The organism is Nocardiopsis sp. CNR-923, assembly GCF_001942255.1.
GTDB lineage: Bacteria > Actinomycetota > Actinomycetes > Streptosporangiales > Streptosporangiaceae > Nocardiopsis.
In genome coordinates this window covers 89,556-106,666 of record NZ_MKKC01000109.1, presented here as the reverse complement: position 1 = coordinate 106,666, position 17,111 = coordinate 89,556, and the positions used below count along the sequence as shown (strand labels likewise).

Genomic DNA, 17,111 nt, shown 5'->3' with positions numbered 1-17,111 from the left:
GCTTCATGCGGCGTCGCGTGGCGCGCTTCCGGAGGGCCGCCTGTCACCGGACATGGGGTAAGGGCCCGGTCGGACGATCCGGCCGGGCCCGATGTCGCTCAGCGGTGGTCGGGGGCGCGGTCCACGGCCGCCGCGCTGGGCGCGCCGCTCGCGACGGGCGGCATCCGCTGAACACGCCCTAGCGCAGCTGGAACACGACCTCGTCGGTGTCACCCGCGTAGTCGCCCCGCAGGTTCGCGCGGTACCAGCCCGGGCGCGCCGAGGTGGCGTCGCGGCAGTCCGTGAAGGACCGCTGCCGGTCCCACCCGAACGTGGTCTCATAGGGCACGCCCCGCCGGAGCTGGCGCTCGTCGGCGGCCTCGCCCTCGACGCAGTCGCCCGTGGAGAAGACGCGGTCGTCACCGGAGTGGATGCGGATCTCCATCGCCTCGGGGCCGACGTCCACGGTGCAGGTCTGGTTCGCGGTGTTGACCACGGTGACCCGGAACTCCGGCTCGGCGCCGCTCCCGTAGACCTCGCGGTCCTCATCGGCCAGTTCGAAGGTGACGACGACGTCCTCCGGGCGGCAGGCGTCCTCCGGGCTCTGGGGCGCGGCGGCCTCGGCGCCCGCGCCAGATCCCCCGGCGGCCTCCCCGCTCCCGCCCTCGGCGCGCCCCGGGGATCCTCATCGCCCTCGGCGGCCCCAGGGGCCCCCTCCGACGCCTCCTCGTCGGGGTCACCGCTCGCGGTCGGGGAGGGCGTCTCGGGTGGGACACTGGGAGAGGGGTCGGCGTCCGCCACACCCGCCTCCGACCGGACCGGATCGGAATCGTCCTCGGCTGAGGAGCGGCAGGCGAACGTGATCAGCGTGAGCACGAGCAGGGCCCCCGCCAACACGAGTGCACGCCGCTTCCAGTAGGTCTCGCGGCTGACGGCTCCTGGATGTCCGGTACTTGACGCCATGGCCCGTAGTATTGCGGTTTCGCGTGCCACTCACCTACCCAACCCGCCGATACCCCGTAAAAGATGAGCGATAACCCTTACAGCACAGCGGTTCTGGCGTGGTACGAGGCCAACGCCCGTGACCTTCCCTGGCGCGCCCCGGACGCCACCCCCTGGTCGATCCTGGTCAGCGAGATCATGCTCCAGCAGACGCCCGTCGTGCGTGTGCTGCCCGCCTGGCGGGCGTGGATGGAACGCTGGCCCACCCCCGCTGACCTGGCAGGAGAACCCTCCGGTGAGGCCGTGCGCATGTGGAACCGGCTCGGCTACCCCCGGCGTGCGCTGCGCCTGCACGCCTGCGCGGTGGCGATCACCGAGCGGCACCGGGGACGGGTGCCGGACGACCACGCGACGCTGCTCGCACTGCCCGGCGTCGGCTCCTACACCGCGGCGGCCGTGGCCAGCTTCGCCTTCGGACAGCGCCACGCCATTCTGGACACGAACGTTCGACGTGTCCTCGCGCGGGCCGAAACCGGGATCGAGTACCCGCCGAAATCCCAGACGAAGGCGGAGGCCGCGCTCGCGGAGTCGCTGCTGCCGGACATCGCCTGCGTCGCGGCCCGCTGGGGCGTAGCCGTGATGGAGTTGGGCGCGCTCGTGTGCACCGCGCGGACCCCCGCGTGCGTCGACTGCCCCATCGCCCACCAGTGCGCCTGGCGGCTGGCGGGCAAACCCGCGCACGACGGCCCGCCGCGCCGGGGGCAGACCTACGCGGGCACCGACCGGCAGGTCCGGGGCCGACTGCTCGCCGTGCTGCGCGACTCCGCCGACCCGGTGTCCAAGGACGCCCTGGACGCGGTGTGGGACGACGGCGTCCAGCGTGAGCGCGCCCTCGACGCCCTGGTCGCCGACGGTCTCGTGGACCCCCTCGACGACGGGCGCTACGCACTGCCCGGCTGATCCCGCGCGTACGCGGTGCGGCCGGTCAGTCCGTCCGCACCGCGCCGCCGCCGTCCACGTCCGCGAGCGGCTCGTCCTCAGCGGTCCCGCCGTGGGCTCCGCTGCACGACGCGCCCGGTTCGGGCGCCTCCGGGCTCTGCTCGTACTCGCGGATGAAGGCGGCCAGGCGAGGGTCCTCGGGGCCTTCGAGGAGGAGCTGCGCGCCCCACGCGGAGGCGACGACCGGCGCGGGCATCCCCTCCTCCACCGGGCTGACGAGGAGGTAGTCACCCGTGGAGTAGTGGCTCTCCAGCGTGGCCGCCCCGCCGCTGTCGACGGCGGCGGGGTCGTAGGTCACCCACACCGCGCCGTGCTCCAGGGAGTGCACGGCCGTCTCGTTCCGGATCGGCGCGGCGTAGACGCCGCAGTTCTGCCAGTAGATGTAGTGCTCGCCCCCCGCGGGCGGGAACATCTCGTAGTCGACGGTCACCGTGGTGTCCACGTGGTCGGCGGACAGTCCCGAGTACTCGACCACCGCGCTCAGGTCGGCGGAACCGCCGCCCGGCGACGGGTACGCGCCGGAGTTGGCCGCCCACAGGGCCGCAGCCGTTCCCGCGGCGAGGAGGACCACCAGGACTCCGGCCCCCGACACCAGGCCGATGACGAGACCGCGGCCCTTCTTCGGCTGGGGCGGGGGGTGGGGGTGGGGGTGGTAACCCGGCACGGGACCGTACTGTCCGAGCTGGTTGTACTGGCTGGGCTGGTTGTACTGGCTGGGCGGACCGAGCTGGCCCCGCCGGCCATGAGCGCCCTGAGGTGTGTACGGCTGCCCCTGGGGGGCGTACGGCTGACCGTGCGGGCCCTGCTGGCCCTGGGGAGGGAACTGGCCGGGCGGGACGGGGCCGCCGGGCTGCCGGGGTTCCTGTGGAGGGGTCACGCGCACACCCTAACCACACCCGGTGCGGGGGCGATACCCCGCCAAGGGCGTCCCGGGTCCGCACGCACACGGGCGGGGACACCCCCGAAGGGACGCCCCCGCCCGTGATCGGATCCGGTGCGCGACCGGTGCCCTACTCGCTCTTGGCGGTCGACTTCTCGACCTCGGGCGTGTCCGGCACCGCGGCGGGCTTGGGCACACCCTTGAAGGTGAACTTGGCGTCGGTCCCCTCGCCCTCGGCGTCGATCACCACGATCTGGCCCGACTTGAGGTCGCCGAACAGGATCTTCTCCGAGAGCTGGTCCTCGATCTCGCGCTGGATCGTGCGGCGCAGCGGCCGCGCGCCCAGAACCGGGTCGAACCCGCGCTCCGCCAGCACCTTCTTGGCGCCCGGACGCAGCTCGATGCCCATGTCCCGCTCCTTGAGCCGGGAGTCGAGGCTGGAGATCATCAGATCCACGATCTGGAAGATCTCCTTCTCCGTCAGCTGGTGGAAGACGATGACGTCGTCCACGCGGTTGAGGAACTCCGGCCGGAAGTTCTGCTTGAGCTCCTCGCTGACCTTCCCCTTCATCCGCTCGTAGTTGGTCTGGGCGTCGTCCTCCTTGGCGAAGCCCATCGCCACGCCCTTGGAGATGTCCCGCGTGCCCAGGTTGGTGGTCATGATGATGACCGTGTTCTTGAAGTCGACGTTGCGGCCTTGGGCGTCGGTGAGACGGCCTTCCTCCAGAACCTGCAACAGCGAGTTGAAGATGTCGTTGTGGGCCTTCTCGATCTCGTCGAAGAGCACGACCGAGAACGGCTTGCGGCGCACCTTCTCGGTGAGCTGGCCGCCCTCCTCGTAGCCCACGTATCCGGGCGGGGAGCCGAACAGCCGCGAGACGGTGTGCTTCTCCATGAACTCGGACATGTCCAGCTGGATCAGCGCCTCCTCGTCCCCGAACAGGAACTCCGCCAGCGTCTTGGACAGCTCGGTCTTACCCACACCGGACGGGCCGGCGAAGATGAACGAGCCGCCGGGGCGCTTGGGGTCCTTCAGACCGGCGCGCGTGCGACGGATCGCCTGCGAGAGCGCCTTGATGGCGTCCTCCTGGCCGATGACCCGCTTGTGCAGCTCGTCCTCCATGCGCAGCAGACGCGAGGACTCCTCCTCGGTCAGCTTGAAGACCGGGATGCCGGTGGAGGCGGCCAGGACCTCGGCGATGAGCTCCTCGTCGACCTCGGCCACGACGTCCATGTCGCCGGCCTTCCACTCCTTCTCCCGCTGCGCCTTCTTGTTCAGCAGCTGCTTCTCGTCGTCACGCAGCGACGCCGCCTTCTCGAAGTCCTGCGCGTCGATCGCGGACTCCTTGTCCCGGCGGACCTTGGCGATCTTCTCGTCGAACTCGCGCAGGTCCGGCGGGGCGGTCATCCGGCGGATGCGCATCCGCGAGCCCGCCTCGTCGATCAGGTCGATCGCCTTGTCCGGCAGGAACCGGTCGCTGATGTACCGGTCGGCCATGTTGGCGGCGGCCACCAGGGCGCTGTCGGTGATGGACACGCGGTGGTGCGCCTCGTAGCGGTCGCGCAGACCCTTGAGGATCTCGATCGCGTGCGTGATGGTCGGCTCGTCCACCTGGATCGGCTGGAACCGGCGCTCCAGCGCGGCGTCCTTCTCCAGGTACTTGCGGTACTCGTCCAGCGTGGTGGCGCCGATGGTCTGGAGTTCGCCGCGGGCCAGCATGGGCTTGAGGATCGAGGCGGCGTCTATGGCGCCTTCCGCCGCCCCCGCGCCGACCAGTGTGTGCAGCTCGTCGATGAACAGGATGATGTCGCCGCGGGTGCGGATCTCCTTGAGCACCTTCTTCAGGCGTTCCTCGAAGTCACCGCGGTAGCGGCTGCCCGCGACCAGGCGCCCAGGTCGAGGGTGTACAGCTGCTTGTCCTTGAGCGTCTCGGGGATCTCCCCCTTGACGATCTTCTGCGCCAGCCCCTCGACGACCGCCGTCTTGCCGACGCCGGGCTCACCGATGAGGACCGGGTTGTTCTTGGTACGGCGCGAGAGCACCTGCATCACGCGCTCGATCTCCTTGTCCCGGCCGATGACCGGGTCGAGCTTGCTCTCGCGCGCCGCCTGGGTCAGGTTCCGTCCGAACTGGTCCAGGACCAGGGACGTGGACGGGGCGGACTCGGAGGAGGCGCCCGTCGCCTGGGGCTCCTTGCCGCTCTGGTATCCGTGGAGTAGCTGGATGACCTGCTGGCGCACCCGGTTCAGGTCCGCGCCCAGCTTGACCAGCACCTGGGCGGCCACGCCCTCGCCCTCCCGGATCAGGCCCAGGAGGATGTGCTCGGTGCCGATGTAGTTGTGGCCGAGCTGAAGGGCCTCGCGCAGTGACAGCTCCAGGACCTTCTTGGCGCGCGGGGTGAAGGGGATGTGCCCCGAGGGCGCTGCTGGCCCTGACCGATGATCTCCTCGACCTGCTGCCGAACCGCTTCGAGGCTGATGCCAAGACTCTCCAGGGCCTTGGCGGCGACACCCTCACCCTCGTGGATGAGGCCGAGCAGGATGTGCTCCGTACCGATGTAGTTGTGGTTGAGCATCCTGGCCTCTTCCTGGGCCAGAACCACCACTCGCCGCGCGCGGTCGGTAAACCTCTCGAACATGTCTCGTCGCTCCTCTACAGAGCGGTCAGGCAGGGACGGTACTCGCCGACCCAACTCTTCCGCATATCGGCCCCACAGGGATAACCGCCCCGGGGAGCACTGTCGCACCCGTCCGTCCCAGACGGCTGGCTGCCGACCGGTCGGACGCCTCCGCACGGCCGACCGCAGCCGTCCGTGCCAGAGACTTTCCCCGACGATAGGGCGTTCACCCAACATCCAACTACCAATTGGGGCGCCAGATTTCGGTGTACGCCGAAGGCGAACGGCCCGGGGCTCCCATCCATCACGGGAGTCCCCGGGCCGCACGCGCGTAAGCCCGATTATCGGCTCTTAGCGAACACACCGATCGTTGAGTTGTTCTTCGCCGCTCGCTGTGCGAGGCGAAAGCCACCGCCGGAATTCCGCCGCGAGGGCTCGCCCCCGCCGACCCCCACCCGCGGCGGGTGGCGCGACCGGCGGCCGGACCCGTGGCGGGCGGTACCGCCGTGCGACCGGAGCGAGACTCGCACGGCGGAACCGGATCGTGTCCGGGTCCGTACCTCCTCCAACGGTGCGACGGGGCGGGGTGTTCCCGTCGGGTCCCGGAAGGCGCGGGCGAGTGGCGACGTCCCCGGCCCCGCGGCCGGTCGGCCGCGGGGGGACGATGCGGGGGCATTCGCGAGAGCGGGGACCGCGGGGCCGTCACCCGTGCCGGACCGCGGCCGTGACGCACCGCCCCGCCGTCACGGCTCTCGCCGCGTCGAAGGGTCACGCGGTCGCGGCGGTCTGGACCGGCCCGTGTCGCGAGTGTGGCGGCGGTGGATCCGGTCCACGCCGCCCGGGGCCCTGGAGCCCGTGCTATCCCCTTCATCCCGTGTCACGTCGAACCCTCGTGAGGTCCGGGGATGGTCGGGTTCGGGTACGCGCCCCGGGACGCCGGCCCTGAATCGATCAAGAGCTGACAGCATTTCGGCGAACCCGGGTGCTGCGGCAAACCTAGCCCTTGACGGCCTCATATTCGGCGACGATCTTCGCGGGGATACGGCCGCGCTCATTGACCGGCTTGCCAGCGGCCTTCGCCCACGCGCGAATCTCCGCGCTGCGCTCGCGGCTGGGCGCATTCCGCGTTCCGGCCCGACGGGCGCCGCCGCGGCCGGCCGCCTTGGCCGGCGCCTTGCGAGCGGCGTCGACGAAGGGCGTAAGGGCCTCGCGGAGCTTGGCGGCATTACCCGCGCTGAGGTCGATTTCGTACACGGAGCCGTCCAGACCGAACGTCACCGTCTCCTCAGCCTCGCCGCCGTCGAGGTCGTCGACCAGGAAAACCTGGACCTTCTGTGCCATGGATTCAAACCTTTCAGAAGAGCAGTGCCTTCGCACCTGCAATATAAAGCTATCTCGCGCGAACGCGGAAGACAATTCCCGACGTGCCAGTAATCACCTGGACTTGACCCGGGGTTTCGGGGTCGCCTGAGCCGCGCGGGACCCTGACGGGCCGACGCGCACGCATGTTCCCTGATCGGGGCCGGTCGGGGCTCGGCTTGGTCAAGTACCGTATCAACGACCGTCCGATTCGGCGCGTTCCCCACTCCGGGTAATCGACGCGTCATCGGCCGCACCGGTCACGGACGCCGCGGACGCGTCCGCCCCCGCCGACTCGGCCGAGTCACCGCTGACCAGGCTGCCGTCCATCCGACGCGGAGCCATCTCCCTGCGCAGCAGCTTGATGACGAAGGCGCAGAAGACGGTGGCGACGACCACCGGCGGGATCAGCGCGGACAATACGTCGACCAGCCCGGCGGGAACCATCGACGAAAGGTCACCCATCGAAGCCGTCCACCCTTCCTGGTTGTTACTTATCGCAGCAAATACCCGACTCAGCGTCGGGCCAGTCCTGGGGGATGAGCACCGGGAACCCGGGCAATCGCATACCCGACATCATAGACATCGCTTGCCCCCGGTTTGACACCGGACGTACCGAAGCCCGCCCAGGCAAACCCGAAGGTGACCAATGTCCGGCCAAGGCGTCGGTGTCCTGTTGGCCGTGACGCCCTGAGCGAACTCGATTCGCGACCCTTCGTGACCGCCCCGGGGAACTCGGTCCACGGGAGGGTCGCTGAGCGCAGCTACACATTACCCGTCGTCTTCCCCTCTCATACCACCCGGTGGACTTAAACGAGAGGTCAGGACGGCACGCGCGGGCACGCCTCGGACCGACCCAATCGGGCACTCAGTCCCAAGAGCGCCCGAAAACCTTTACCTACGGGCGGTTCGGGACTCTGGCCTCAGGTGCACAAGCATCCGCGTGTTCCCGAGGGTGTTGGGTTTGACTCTCTCGAGATCGAGGAATTCGGCGACGCCCTCGTCATAGGAGCGCAGGAGTTCCTCGTACACGCGGGAGGAGACCGGGGTGCCCTGGATCGGGGCAAAGCCGTGTTTGGCGAAGAAACCGGTCTCGAATGTCAGACAGAACACACGCCGCACGTCCAACTCACGCGCCGCGTCCAGCAGTTCGGTCACGATTCGATGTCCCACTCCGAAACCACGCAGAGAGGGATCGACCGCGACGGTGCGGACCTCCGCGAGGTCCTCCCAGAGGACGTGGAGGGCGCCGCAGCCCACGACGCGATACTCGGCCTCCCCCTCTGCGTCGACGGCACCGGAGGGCGTCGTGGCGGGCGGAGCGTCATCAGGGACCTCTGCCTCGGCCACCCAGAACTCCTGGATGTCCTCGTAGAGGTTGACCGTGCTCTTGGAGAGGACACGGCGGTCGACCGTGTAGGTGTCGACCAGGCGGCGGATGTGGACCACGTCGCGCGTCTTGGCGCGACGGACTCGGACATGACGAACGGACATAGCCGGACCAGACTACGCCCACGTACGCACCCGCACCTACCGGACAGCTCTTCCTCCGGCGGGTGCCGCGTACCCGTTCGCTCTGGGCCGGGTATGCCCGTGGTCTCTCCCGGCTCACGGCGCCGGGACGGCCAGACTCAGATGAGCTGGCGCCGTGCGGCCCAGACGACCGCTTCGATGGGCGTGTTCACGCCGAGCACGTCGCAGATGGTGCGGATGCGTCGGCGCAGTGTGCGAGCGCTGAGTTCGAGCCGCCGCGCCGCCACCTCGGTGGTGACGCCGGTGGCGATCTCGGCGAGGAGTTCGAGGTCCTCAAGAGCCAGTTCGACCGGGGCGAAGGCGCCTCCCAGCGCCGCGTCGCGCGAACGCGGCTGCAGGGGAACCACGTTCTCCCGGTGCTCCCGCGGCTGGAGAGCGCTCTGGTCCTCAGCGTTACGCCGTACGAGTGTGGCCTGTTCCACTCCGTCCTCCCTCATCCATGTGAGTGCGGAACATCAACTCGTCGCCGGGCGAATCGAGCGTGCTTGGGGAGACCGAGCCCCGCGGGCCCGGCGGCCTTCCGAGAGGACCCCTCTGGCACAGGGGTGGAGGCGTCGGGGGACACGGGTCGCAGCGGGCCCGGGCGCCGTGGTCTGGGACGGTCAGACCACGCCGAGGGCACGGGTGCGTGCGGGATGGGCGGGCCGTGGGACGGCCCTCACACCTCGCTCACGGTCGTACTCGATCCACTTCGGCAATCTCGCGGACCAAGGTCCGCCCTCAGCACGCTAGGCGGCCGAGATGATACCGTCAAGGGCCGCTAAATCACCATGCGTAGCCCTGTCACATCGTTCGGTGACAGAGTGGCGAGTGGGATGCATTCACCACCGGATTGACCTGCGTAAACCTTCATCACTCTCGGTGGACTCCCCGAGGAACGGCGTTCCAAGGAAAAACCACGACGTGTCGCCGGCACCATCTCACCCTCACTGCGATTTGGCGTGTTATGTCCCAAGTGTGAGGTCTGTCCAGTGGCGCGCGCCACATTCAGGCACCGTAAACGGGACCGCCGCGATCAAGCGCGGCAGCCCCGTCCCTGATTTCGGTCCGCTGGTAGCCCGGATTCGGTTCGGAGAAAGAACTCAGTCTCCGGAGGGCTTCACGATCGGGAAGAGCACGGTCTCACGGATGTTCTTTCCGGTGAACGCCATCAGGAGCCGGTCGATACCGACGCCGACGCCACCGGTGGGCGGCATTCCGTACTCCAGGGCGCGGAGGAAGTCCTCGTCCAGCTGCATCGCCTCGGGGTCGCCCTCGGCGGCCATGAGCGACTGCTCGGTCAGGCGGCGCCGCTGCTCGACCGGGTCGATCAACTCGGAGAAGCCGGTCCCCAGCTCCATGCCGAAGCCGATCAGGTCCCACTTCTCCGTCAGCAACGGCTCTTCCCTGTGCTGGCGCGTGAGCGGGCTGGTCTCCAGGGGGAAGTCGCGCACGAACGTGGGCTGGACCAGCGTGTGCTCGACCAACTCCTCGAAGAGGTGCTCGACCAGCTTGCCCGGCCCCCACTCGTGGCTGAACTCGATCCCACGAGCCTCGGCCAGCCGACGGACCCGTTCCAGGGGCGTGTGGACCGTGACCTGTTCGCCCAGCGCCTCGGAGACGGACCCGTACAGCGTGATACTCGGCCACTCCCCACCCAGGTCGAACTCGCCGTCCGGCCGCTCGATGACCGTCGAACCGAAAGCGGCGGTGGTCGCCGCCTGGATCAGATCGCGTGTGACATCCGCCACCACGTTGTAGTCGGCGTAGGCCTGGTAGAACTCCAGCATCGTGAACTCGGGGTTGTGCGTGGAGTCCGCGCCCTCGTTCCGGAAGTTCCGATTGATCTCGAAAACCTTCTCCAGACCGCCCACCACGAGCCGCTTGAGCGACAGCTCCGGAGCGATCCGCAGGTACAGGTCCATGTCGTAGGCGTTGATGTGCGTGCTGAACGGGCGCGCCGTCGCGCCGCCGTGCACGCGCATCAGCATCGGGGTCTCGACCTCGATGTAGTCGCGCTCCTCCAGCGCGGTGCGCAGCCCCCGCACGACCCGGGCGCGGCACCGGGCCATCGCCTGGGACTCGGGGTTGACGATGAGGTCGACGTAGCGCTGGCGCACCCGGGCTTCGGGATCGGTGAGCCCCTTGTGCTTCTCCGGCAGGGGACGAAGGCATTTGGCGGTCAACGTCCAGGACTCGACCAGGATGGACAGCTCGCCCCTCCGGGAGGTGATCACCTCGCCCTCGACCCCGACGTGGTCGCCCAGGTCGATGTCGGCCTTCCACGCGTCCAGCCGCTCCTTGCCGACCCGGTCCAGCGACAGCATGATCTGGACGTCGCCGGTCTCGTCGCGCAGTGTGGCGAAGCACAACTTACCGCCGCTGCGGTAGAGCATCACCCGACCGGCGACAGCCACCTTCTCCCCGGTCTGGGTGTCGGGCTCCAGGCCCGTGTGTTTGTCGCGCACGGCACCGATCGACGTGGTCCGCGGGAAGGTCACGGGGAAGGGGTCGATGCCCTCCTCCCGGAGACGGTCCAGCTTCTGGCGCCGGACCCGCATCTGTTCGGGCAGGTCGTCGTAGGAGTCGTGCGCGTCATTCACGGCCCCGATCCTACTCTCACTCGGACACCCGAACGGCGCTGTCCACAGGCTGTCCGGCATCCGCGGACCCCAGCGCGAAGACCATCCGCGGACCCCAGCGCGAAGACGCGGATGTTCTGCGATCAGCCCATCACTGTCCGCGACAGATGTATTATGGGTGTATGAGTCGCACAAACATTGACATCGACGACGAACTGATCGCATTCGTGATGGAGCGCTTCCAGGTCCGAACGAAGCGTGAGGCCGTCGACATCGCGCTCCGCCGCATGGCCGGCACACCTCTCTCCAAGGACTTCCTCCTCAGCCTGGAGGGGATGGGTTGGGAGGGCGATCTGGACGAGATGCGCCGCTCTGGCTTCGAGGATGAGAACGTCCACGTATGACCACGATCTACCTGGTCGACAGTTCCGCGTGGGTGGAGTACCTCCGCAAGACGAAATCCGAGACCAACGACTTCGTCCGTGAACTCATCGAGAGGGAGGCGAATCTGGCGACGACCGAACCTGTCGCCGCCGAACTCCTGAGCGGTGTCAGGAACGCGGCCGAACAGCAGGTCATCGAGCGCCTGACCAACGGGCTCATCCAGTTGAGTCTGGAGAACCGCCTCGACTTCACCTACTCGGCGAACCTGTATCGAGAAGCACGGTCCAAGGGCAAGACCATCCGGAAGCTCTACGACTGCCTCATCGCCGCGGTCGCGCTGCGCACGGACGCGGTCCTCGTCCACTGCGACCGCGACTTCGACCATCTGGCCGAGGTCTTCCCCCGGTTGCGGGTCCAAAGACACAACAAGGACTGACCGGCGGTGCGGGGACGTCCCCGCACCGCACGGCATCGCTCAGGAGACGTTGCGCTCGAAGACCAGGCGCAGACCGGTGAGGGTCAGCCAGGGGTCGTGCACGTCCACGGTCTCGCACTCGCCGACGACCACGGAGGCCAGCCCGCCGGTGGCGATCACGGTCACGTCGTCGGGGACGTCCGTGAGCTCGGTGACCATCCGGTCCACGATCCCGTCGACCTGTCCGGCGAACCCGAACACGATCCCCGAGCGCAGCGCCTCCGTGGTGTTCTTCGCGATGGCCGCGCGCGGCTTGACGATCTCCACCATGTGCAGTTGGGCGCCCCTGCGCGACAGCGCGTCCACCGAGATGTCGATGCCCGGCGCGATCGCGCCGCCCACGTACTCGCCCTTCCCGCTCACCGCGTCGAACGTGGTCGCCGTGCCGAAGTCGACCACCACCGCCGGCCCCCCGTAGACGTGGCTGGCCGCCAGGGCGTTGATGATCCGGTCGCTGCCCACCTCCTTCGGGTTGTCCATCCGGATCGGCACGCCCGTCTTGACCCCCGGTTCGACGATCACGGCCGGCACGTCACCGAAGTGGCGGCGGAACATGTCGCGCATCTCGTGCTGCACCGACGGCACCGAGCAGCACAGGGCGATGCCGTCCACGTCCGCCGGGGACCCCAGTTCGCTCCCGTCGATGAGCCCGCGCAGCACCACCGCCCACTCGTCGGCGGTGCGGCGCGTGTCGGTGCCCACTCTCCAGTGTTCGAGAAGGTCGTCGGCCTGGAACAGCCCGAATACCGTCTCGGAGTTGCCGACGTCGATGGTGAGCAGCATGCTGGGAACCCTCATCCGTGGTCGAAGTGGCGTGTTCTCAGGGAATCTTCCACCAATCGGACCGCTCACGACAGGTCGAGTGCGATATCCAGTGCCGGACTGGAATGCGTGAGGGCGCCGACCGCGAGGTAGTCGACCCCCGTGGCGGCCACGTCGGCGGCCACGTCGAGCGTCAGCCCTCCGGAGGACTCCAGCCGCACGCGCCCGGCGACGAGCTCGACGGCGGAACGCAGCCCCGGCACCGTGAAGTTGTCCAGGAGGATCTCCTCGGCCCCGGCCGCGATCGCCTCCTCGATCTGGTCGATCCGGTCCACCTCGACCTCCAGGGGCAGGCCGGGGAAGCGCTCGCGGATCGCGCGCACCGCCGCGCCGACCCCGCCCGCGGCCACCACGTGGTTGTCCTTGACCAGTCCGGCGTCGCTGAGGCAGTAGCGGTGGTTGACGCCGCCTCCGCAACGCACCGCGTACTTCTCCAGCGCGCGCAGCCCGGGGCGGGTCTTGCGGCTGTCGCGGATCCGGGCGCCGGTCCCGGCCACCGCCTCCGTCCAGGCGCGGGTGGCGGTCGCGATGCCCGACATGTGCGTGAGGAGGTTGAGCGCCGTCCGCTCCGCGGTGAGCAGGTCGCGGGTGCGGGCGGTGACGGACATGAGCACGTCCCCGCGCTTGACCGCGTCGCCGTCCCGGGCTGGGCGGGCGATCTCCAGAGCTCCGTCGGTGACCAGCCAGAAGACCAGTTCGGCCAGGGGCAGTCCGCTGACCGTGCCGTCGGCGCGCGCGACGACGTGTGCGGTGCGCACCTGGTCGGCGGGGATGGTGGCCACGCTGGTCACGTCGATGCGCGGACCGGCGGTGAGGTCCTCGGCCAGAGCGCGGCGCACGAGGTCCACATGGGACTGGTGGGGCGCGGTGTAGGGGAGGGTGAACTGGGCCCGGGTTTCCGGGTCCGGTGTCCCCTCCGCGATCGGGAACGCGATGGCGTCCAGATCGGCGACGAGCGCGGGCGGCAGAGACGGGGTCCAGTCCTCGTCGATGGTCACGGGCGTGCCGCCCTCCAGTCGGACGACGACCGGGCGCGCCGGTACTCGGGGTCGGGTTCGGGGGCGTCGGCGCGCTGGTGCGAACCGCGGCTCTCGGTGCGGTGCAGCGCCGCTGCGGCGACCAGCCGGGCCACGGTGAGCAGGTTGACGGCCTCCCAGGAGGCTGTGTCCGGGCGGACGTCCGTGCCGTGGGTGGTGAGCGCGTCGAGTTCGGTGACCAGCGCGGCCAGCCCCTCGGCGGTGCGCAGGACCCCGGCGTGGCGGGACATCAGCGCCCGGACGCGGGCCGCGGCGGGCGGGTCGACCAGTCGGGTGACCTCCCCCGTGGGCACGCCCCGCGTCGGGACCGGGCGCGCCTCGGCGGCGAGGCGGGCGGCGATCCGGTCCGCGTAGACCAAGCCCTCCAGGAGGGAGTTGGAGGCCAGGCGGTTGGCGCCGTGGACGCCGGTGCGGGCGACCTCGCCGACCGCCCAGAGGCCGGGGACGCTGGTGGCGCCGTCGATGTCGACCTCGGCGCCTCCCGACGCGTAGTGCGCGGCGGGCGACACGGGGATCGGCTCCGTGACGGGGTCGATCCCGTGCGCTCGGCAGGCCGCCAGGATCGTGGGGAAGCGGCGTTCCCAGGCCGGCGCGCCGAAGTGCCGCGCGTCCAGGTGGACGTGGTCGGTGCCCTGTTCGGCCATGACGCGCGCGATGGTTCTGGCCACGACGTCGCGGGGGGCGAGGTCGGCCAGTTCGTGGACGCCCTCCATGATCCGTTCCCCGCGTCCGTCGACGAGGAAGGCGCCCTCGCCGCGCACCGCCTCGGAGACGAGCGGCTGCCTGCCGCGTGCGTCCGGGCCCAGCCAGAGCACGGTGGGGTGGAACTGGATGAACTCCAGGTCGCGCAGGCGCGCCCCGGCGCGCGCCGCGAGCGCGAGGCCGTCACCGGTGGACACCGGCGGATTGGTGGTCGCGGCGAAGATCTGGCCCATTCCGCCGGTCGCCAGGACGACGGCCGGGGCCAGCACGGCGCCGACTCCGTCGCGGGCGCTCGCCGATGACGTGGAGGGTGGCGCCGACGACGGCGAAGGTGTCGGGGTCGCGCAGGACGTCCAGGGCGAGGGCGTGTTCGATGACCTCGATCCGCTCCTCCGCCATGACCGCGGCCTGGAGCGCGCGCTGGATCTCGGCCCCGGTGGCGTCGCCCCCGGCGTGCGCGACCCGGTCGGCGCGGTGTCCGCCCTCCCGGGTGAGGGCCAGGTCGCCGCCGTCGGTGCGGTCGAACTCGGCGCCCACGCCGATGAGCCAGCGCAGGGCGGCGGGCCCCTGGGTCGCCAGGACGTGCACGGCGAGGGGGTCGCACAGGCCCGCCCCGGCCAGGTGGGTGTCGACCATGTGCGCGACGGGGTCGTCGCCGGGGGCCATGGCCGCGGCGATGCCCCCCTGGGCGTAGGACGTGGACCCGGTGGAGAGGCGGTCCTTGGTGACGAGCACGACGCGACCGCGTTCGGTGCGTTGGACGTAGCGCAGGGCCGTGCTCAGTCCGGCGACGCCCGAGCCGATGACGGCGACGTCCGCGCCGACGGTCCACGTCGGGGCGGGAGCGTCGATCCGGGTCTGTCTGGATGAGGTCATGTGCGTCTCTTTCGCAGGTGCCGACCGTGGCTGGGCGGTGGTGGGTCGGCTCGGTCCCGAGGGGCGGTCACCGTCGCGGGGCGACGGAGCGCCGCCCCTAGCGGTGGGGAAGCCGCACCGACACGTTGTCGATGAGCCGGGTCGCACCGACGCGGGCGGCGACGGCGAGGACGGCCTCGCCCGCGTATCCGGCGGGAACGTCGGCGAAGGTGGCGGGGTCGACCAGGGCGAGGTAGTCGGGTTCGACCGGCGGTGCGGCCTCGGCGGCCTCGGCCAGGACGGCCCGGGCGGCGGCGCGGACGGCGTCGGGTCCGTGGCCGGCCGCGGCGCGGCCGGCGTTCAGGGCCCGGGACAGGGCGAGGGCGCTGGCGCGCTCGCCCTCGTCCAGGTAGACGTTCCTGCTCGACGTGGCCAGGCCGTCGGGGTCGCGCAGGGTGGGGGCGCCGACGATCTCCACGGGGAGGTTGAGGTCGGTGACCATCCGGCGGACGACGGCGAGCTGCTGGGCGTCCTTGCGTCCGAAGACGGCCACGTCGGGGCCGACCAGGTGCAGGAGTTTGCTGACGACGGTGAGCACCCCGGTGAAGAATCCGGGCCGGGAGGCGCCCTCCAGGCGCTCGCCCATGGGTCCGGCCTGGACGGTGACCATCTGCTCCGACGGGTACATGGTGTCCACGCTCGGAGCGAAGACGACGTCGACGCCCTCCTGCGCGCAGACCCGCGCGTCCGTGCCGAGTGTGCGCGGGTAGCGGCCGAAATCCTCGTGGGGGCCGAACTGGAGGGGGTTGACGAACACGCTCACGACGACGGTGTCGGCGTGGGCGCGGGCGAGGCGCATGAGGCTGCGGTGGCCCTCGTGCAGCGCGCCCATGGTGGGGACGAGGGCGACGCGCCCGGCGTCGGCGAGAACGCGGCGCAGGTCGTCGGCCGTGTGGACGAGCAGGGGCCCGTCCGCGGGCGCGGTCTGTGGCGTGGGTTCGGTCATGGTGGTTTCCCGTGGTGGTGGTGTTCGGCGCGGGCGCGGTACGCGTCCGGTGTCGTCGGCCGCCGCGGTGGGCCTCAGCGGCGCAGGACGTCGAGCAGGCGTGCGGCGTCGGCGGGGTCGAGCATCCCCGCGTTGATCGCCCGGTCCGCGGTGAGGCGGGCGAGTTCGACGTAGCTGGCCACGCTCTCGGGGGCGTTCTCGCGCAGTTGCTCGATGTGTCCGGCGACGGTTCCGGCGTCACCGCGCAGGACCGGGCCGCTCAGACCGTGGATGCCGAGGCGCAGTGCGTTGTCCAGGGCGGCGCCGAGCATGGGGGCGAGCATCCGGCCGGGCTCGGGCACCCCGGCTGCGGCGAGCAGGGCCGCGCTGTCGGCCACGAGCGTGACCAGGTGGTTGGCGCCCCCGGCGAGGGCCGCGTGGTAGAGGGTGCGTTTGGACTCGGCGATCCACACGGGTTCCGCGCCCATCTCGACCACGAGCGCCTCGGCGATGGGGCGCAGCTGCTCGGGGGCGGTGACGCCGAACGCGCAGTTGGCGAGCCGCTCGATGTCCTCGTCGCGTCCGGTGAAGGTCATCGCGGGGTGGAGGGCGAGCGGCAGGGCCCCGGCGATGGTGGCGGGGGCCAGGACGCCGTGGCCGTGCGCCCCGCTGGCGTGCACGAGGAGCTTGCCGCGCAGGGCGGCGCCGATGGCGGCGAGCCCCTCGACGAGGTCGGGCAGGGCGTCGTCGGGCACCGTGACGAGGACGAGGTCGCTGGCCTCGACGACTTCGGGGGCGTCGACCACCCGGGCGGTCGGCAGCCGGGCGGCGGCGTTGGCCCGGGAGGTCTCGGAGACCGCGGTGGTCGCGACGACCTTGTGCCCGGCCCTGCCCAGGGCCTGGCCGAGAACGGAGCCGACCCGGCCGGGTCCGATGACGCCGACTCGCAGCCGCGCCGGGCGGCCCTGCGTCGTCTCCAT

13 protein-coding genes and 2 pseudogenes are annotated in these 17,111 nt (G+C 70.5%); 3 read left to right on the top strand and 12 right to left on the bottom strand.

The window, feature by feature from the left end; genetic code table 11:
* Positions 1–178 precede the first annotated feature (178 nt).
* Entirely contained in the window at positions 179–475 is a 297-nt protein-coding gene (locus BJF83_RS30640) for a hypothetical protein (protein WP_316042317.1), read from the bottom strand.
* 530 nt (positions 476–1,005) lie between these two features.
* Here BJF83_RS30640 and BJF83_RS19695 point away from each other — a divergent pair.
* Positions 1,006–1,881 (top strand): A/G-specific adenine glycosylase, encoded by an 876-nt coding sequence (locus BJF83_RS19695; protein ID WP_075927476.1) that lies wholly within the window; start codon positions 1,006–1,008, stop codon positions 1,879–1,881.
* A gap of 25 nt (positions 1,882–1,906) precedes the next feature.
* Here BJF83_RS19695 and BJF83_RS19690 read toward each other — a convergent pair whose 3' ends face one another.
* From BJF83_RS19690 to lysX, 7 genes and pseudogenes are all read right to left on the bottom strand, one after another.
* On the bottom strand, positions 1,907–2,797 hold the full coding sequence (locus BJF83_RS19690) for a DUF3105 domain-containing protein (protein ID WP_262391688.1): 891 nt from the start codon (positions 2,795–2,797) through the stop codon (positions 1,907–1,909).
* Between the two features lie 133 nt (positions 2,798–2,930).
* Positions 2,931–5,439 (bottom strand): annotated as a pseudogene (locus tag BJF83_RS19685) (ATP-dependent Clp protease ATP-binding subunit).
* A gap of 975 nt (positions 5,440–6,414) precedes the next feature.
* Positions 6,415–6,759: an Lsr2 family protein gene (locus BJF83_RS19680; protein ID WP_075927474.1), complete on the bottom strand. Its 345-nt coding sequence runs from the start codon at positions 6,757–6,759 to the stop codon at positions 6,415–6,417.
* Positions 6,760–6,972: 213 nt separating this feature from the next.
* A complete protein-coding gene (locus tag BJF83_RS19675) occupies positions 6,973–7,242 on the bottom strand; it encodes a hypothetical protein (RefSeq protein ID WP_075927473.1) in 270 nt (89 codons plus the stop codon).
* 429 nt (positions 7,243–7,671) lie between these two features.
* Positions 7,672–8,271 carry an amino-acid N-acetyltransferase gene (locus tag BJF83_RS19670; protein ID WP_075927472.1) on the bottom strand — a complete coding sequence of 200 codons (600 nt, stop codon included), beginning with the start codon at positions 8,269–8,271 and terminating at the stop codon, positions 7,672–7,674.
* 137 nt (positions 8,272–8,408) lie between these two features.
* Positions 8,409–8,732 carry a LuxR family transcriptional regulator gene (locus BJF83_RS19665; RefSeq protein ID WP_075927471.1) on the bottom strand — a complete coding sequence of 108 codons (324 nt, stop codon included), beginning with the start codon at positions 8,730–8,732 and terminating at the stop codon, positions 8,409–8,411.
* A 660-nt stretch (positions 8,733–9,392) separates the two neighbouring features.
* Positions 9,393–10,892 carry a bifunctional lysylphosphatidylglycerol synthetase/lysine--tRNA ligase LysX gene (lysX, locus tag BJF83_RS19660; RefSeq protein ID WP_075927470.1) on the bottom strand — a complete coding sequence of 500 codons (1,500 nt, stop codon included), beginning with the start codon at positions 10,890–10,892 and terminating at the stop codon, positions 9,393–9,395.
* A 161-nt stretch (positions 10,893–11,053) separates the two neighbouring features.
* Between lysX and BJF83_RS19655 the strand changes: the two genes are divergently transcribed.
* Both BJF83_RS19655 and BJF83_RS19650 read left to right on the top strand, forming a co-directional pair.
* Positions 11,054–11,275: a type II toxin-antitoxin system VapB family antitoxin gene (locus BJF83_RS19655; protein WP_143831997.1), complete on the top strand. Its 222-nt coding sequence runs from the start codon at positions 11,054–11,056 to the stop codon at positions 11,273–11,275.
* Positions 11,272–11,691, top strand: a complete 420-nt coding sequence (locus tag BJF83_RS19650; RefSeq protein WP_075927468.1) for a PIN domain nuclease — start codon at positions 11,272–11,274, stop codon at positions 11,689–11,691. Before BJF83_RS19655 ends, BJF83_RS19650 begins: the two co-directional genes overlap by 4 nt.
* Before the next feature lie 39 nt (positions 11,692–11,730).
* Here BJF83_RS19650 and BJF83_RS19645 read toward each other — a convergent pair whose 3' ends face one another.
* The 4 genes and pseudogenes from BJF83_RS19645 to BJF83_RS19630 all read right to left on the bottom strand — a co-directional run bounded on the left by BJF83_RS19645 (position 11,731) and on the right by BJF83_RS19630 (position 17,111).
* Entirely contained in the window at positions 11,731–12,513 is a 783-nt protein-coding gene (locus BJF83_RS19645) for a type III pantothenate kinase (RefSeq protein ID WP_075927467.1), read from the bottom strand.
* A gap of 65 nt (positions 12,514–12,578) precedes the next feature.
* Positions 12,579–15,167, bottom strand: a pseudogene (locus BJF83_RS19640) (L-aspartate oxidase).
* Positions 15,168–15,264: 97 nt separating this feature from the next.
* Entirely contained in the window at positions 15,265–16,152 is an 888-nt protein-coding gene (gene panC, locus BJF83_RS19635) for a pantoate--beta-alanine ligase (RefSeq protein WP_075927466.1), read from the bottom strand.
* 74 nt (positions 16,153–16,226) lie between these two features.
* Positions 16,227–17,111: a Rossmann-like and DUF2520 domain-containing protein gene (locus BJF83_RS19630; protein ID WP_075927465.1), complete on the bottom strand. Its 885-nt coding sequence runs from the start codon at positions 17,109–17,111 to the stop codon at positions 16,227–16,229.

What these genes read in the sequence shown, in the direction of transcription:
- BJF83_RS19655 (WP_143831997.1), top strand. Translation starts at nt 11,054, where the DNA reads ATGAGTCGCACAAACATTGACATCGACGACGAACTGATCGCATTCGTG.
- BJF83_RS19645 (WP_075927467.1), bottom strand. Translation starts at nt 12,513, where the DNA reads ATGCTGCTCACCATCGACGTCGGCAACTCCGAGACGGTATTCGGGCTG.
- BJF83_RS19670 (WP_075927472.1), bottom strand. Translation starts at nt 8,271, where the DNA reads ATGTCCGTTCGTCATGTCCGAGTCCGTCGCGCCAAGACGCGCGACGTG.
- BJF83_RS19680 (WP_075927474.1), bottom strand. Translation starts at nt 6,759, where the DNA reads ATGGCACAGAAGGTCCAGGTTTTCCTGGTCGACGACCTCGACGGCGGC.
- panC (WP_075927466.1), bottom strand. Translation starts at nt 16,152, where the DNA reads ATGACCGAACCCACGCCACAGACCGCGCCCGCGGACGGGCCCCTGCTC.
- BJF83_RS19650 (WP_075927468.1), top strand. Translation starts at nt 11,272, where the DNA reads ATGACCACGATCTACCTGGTCGACAGTTCCGCGTGGGTGGAGTACCTC.
- BJF83_RS19675 (WP_075927473.1), bottom strand. Translation starts at nt 7,242, where the DNA reads ATGGGTGACCTTTCGTCGATGGTTCCCGCCGGGCTGGTCGACGTATTG.
- BJF83_RS19695 (WP_075927476.1), top strand. Translation starts at nt 1,006, where the DNA reads ATGAGCGATAACCCTTACAGCACAGCGGTTCTGGCGTGGTACGAGGCC.
- BJF83_RS19630 (WP_075927465.1), bottom strand. Translation starts at nt 17,111, where the DNA reads ATGGAGACGACGCAGGGCCGCCCGGCGCGGCTGCGAGTCGGCGTCATC.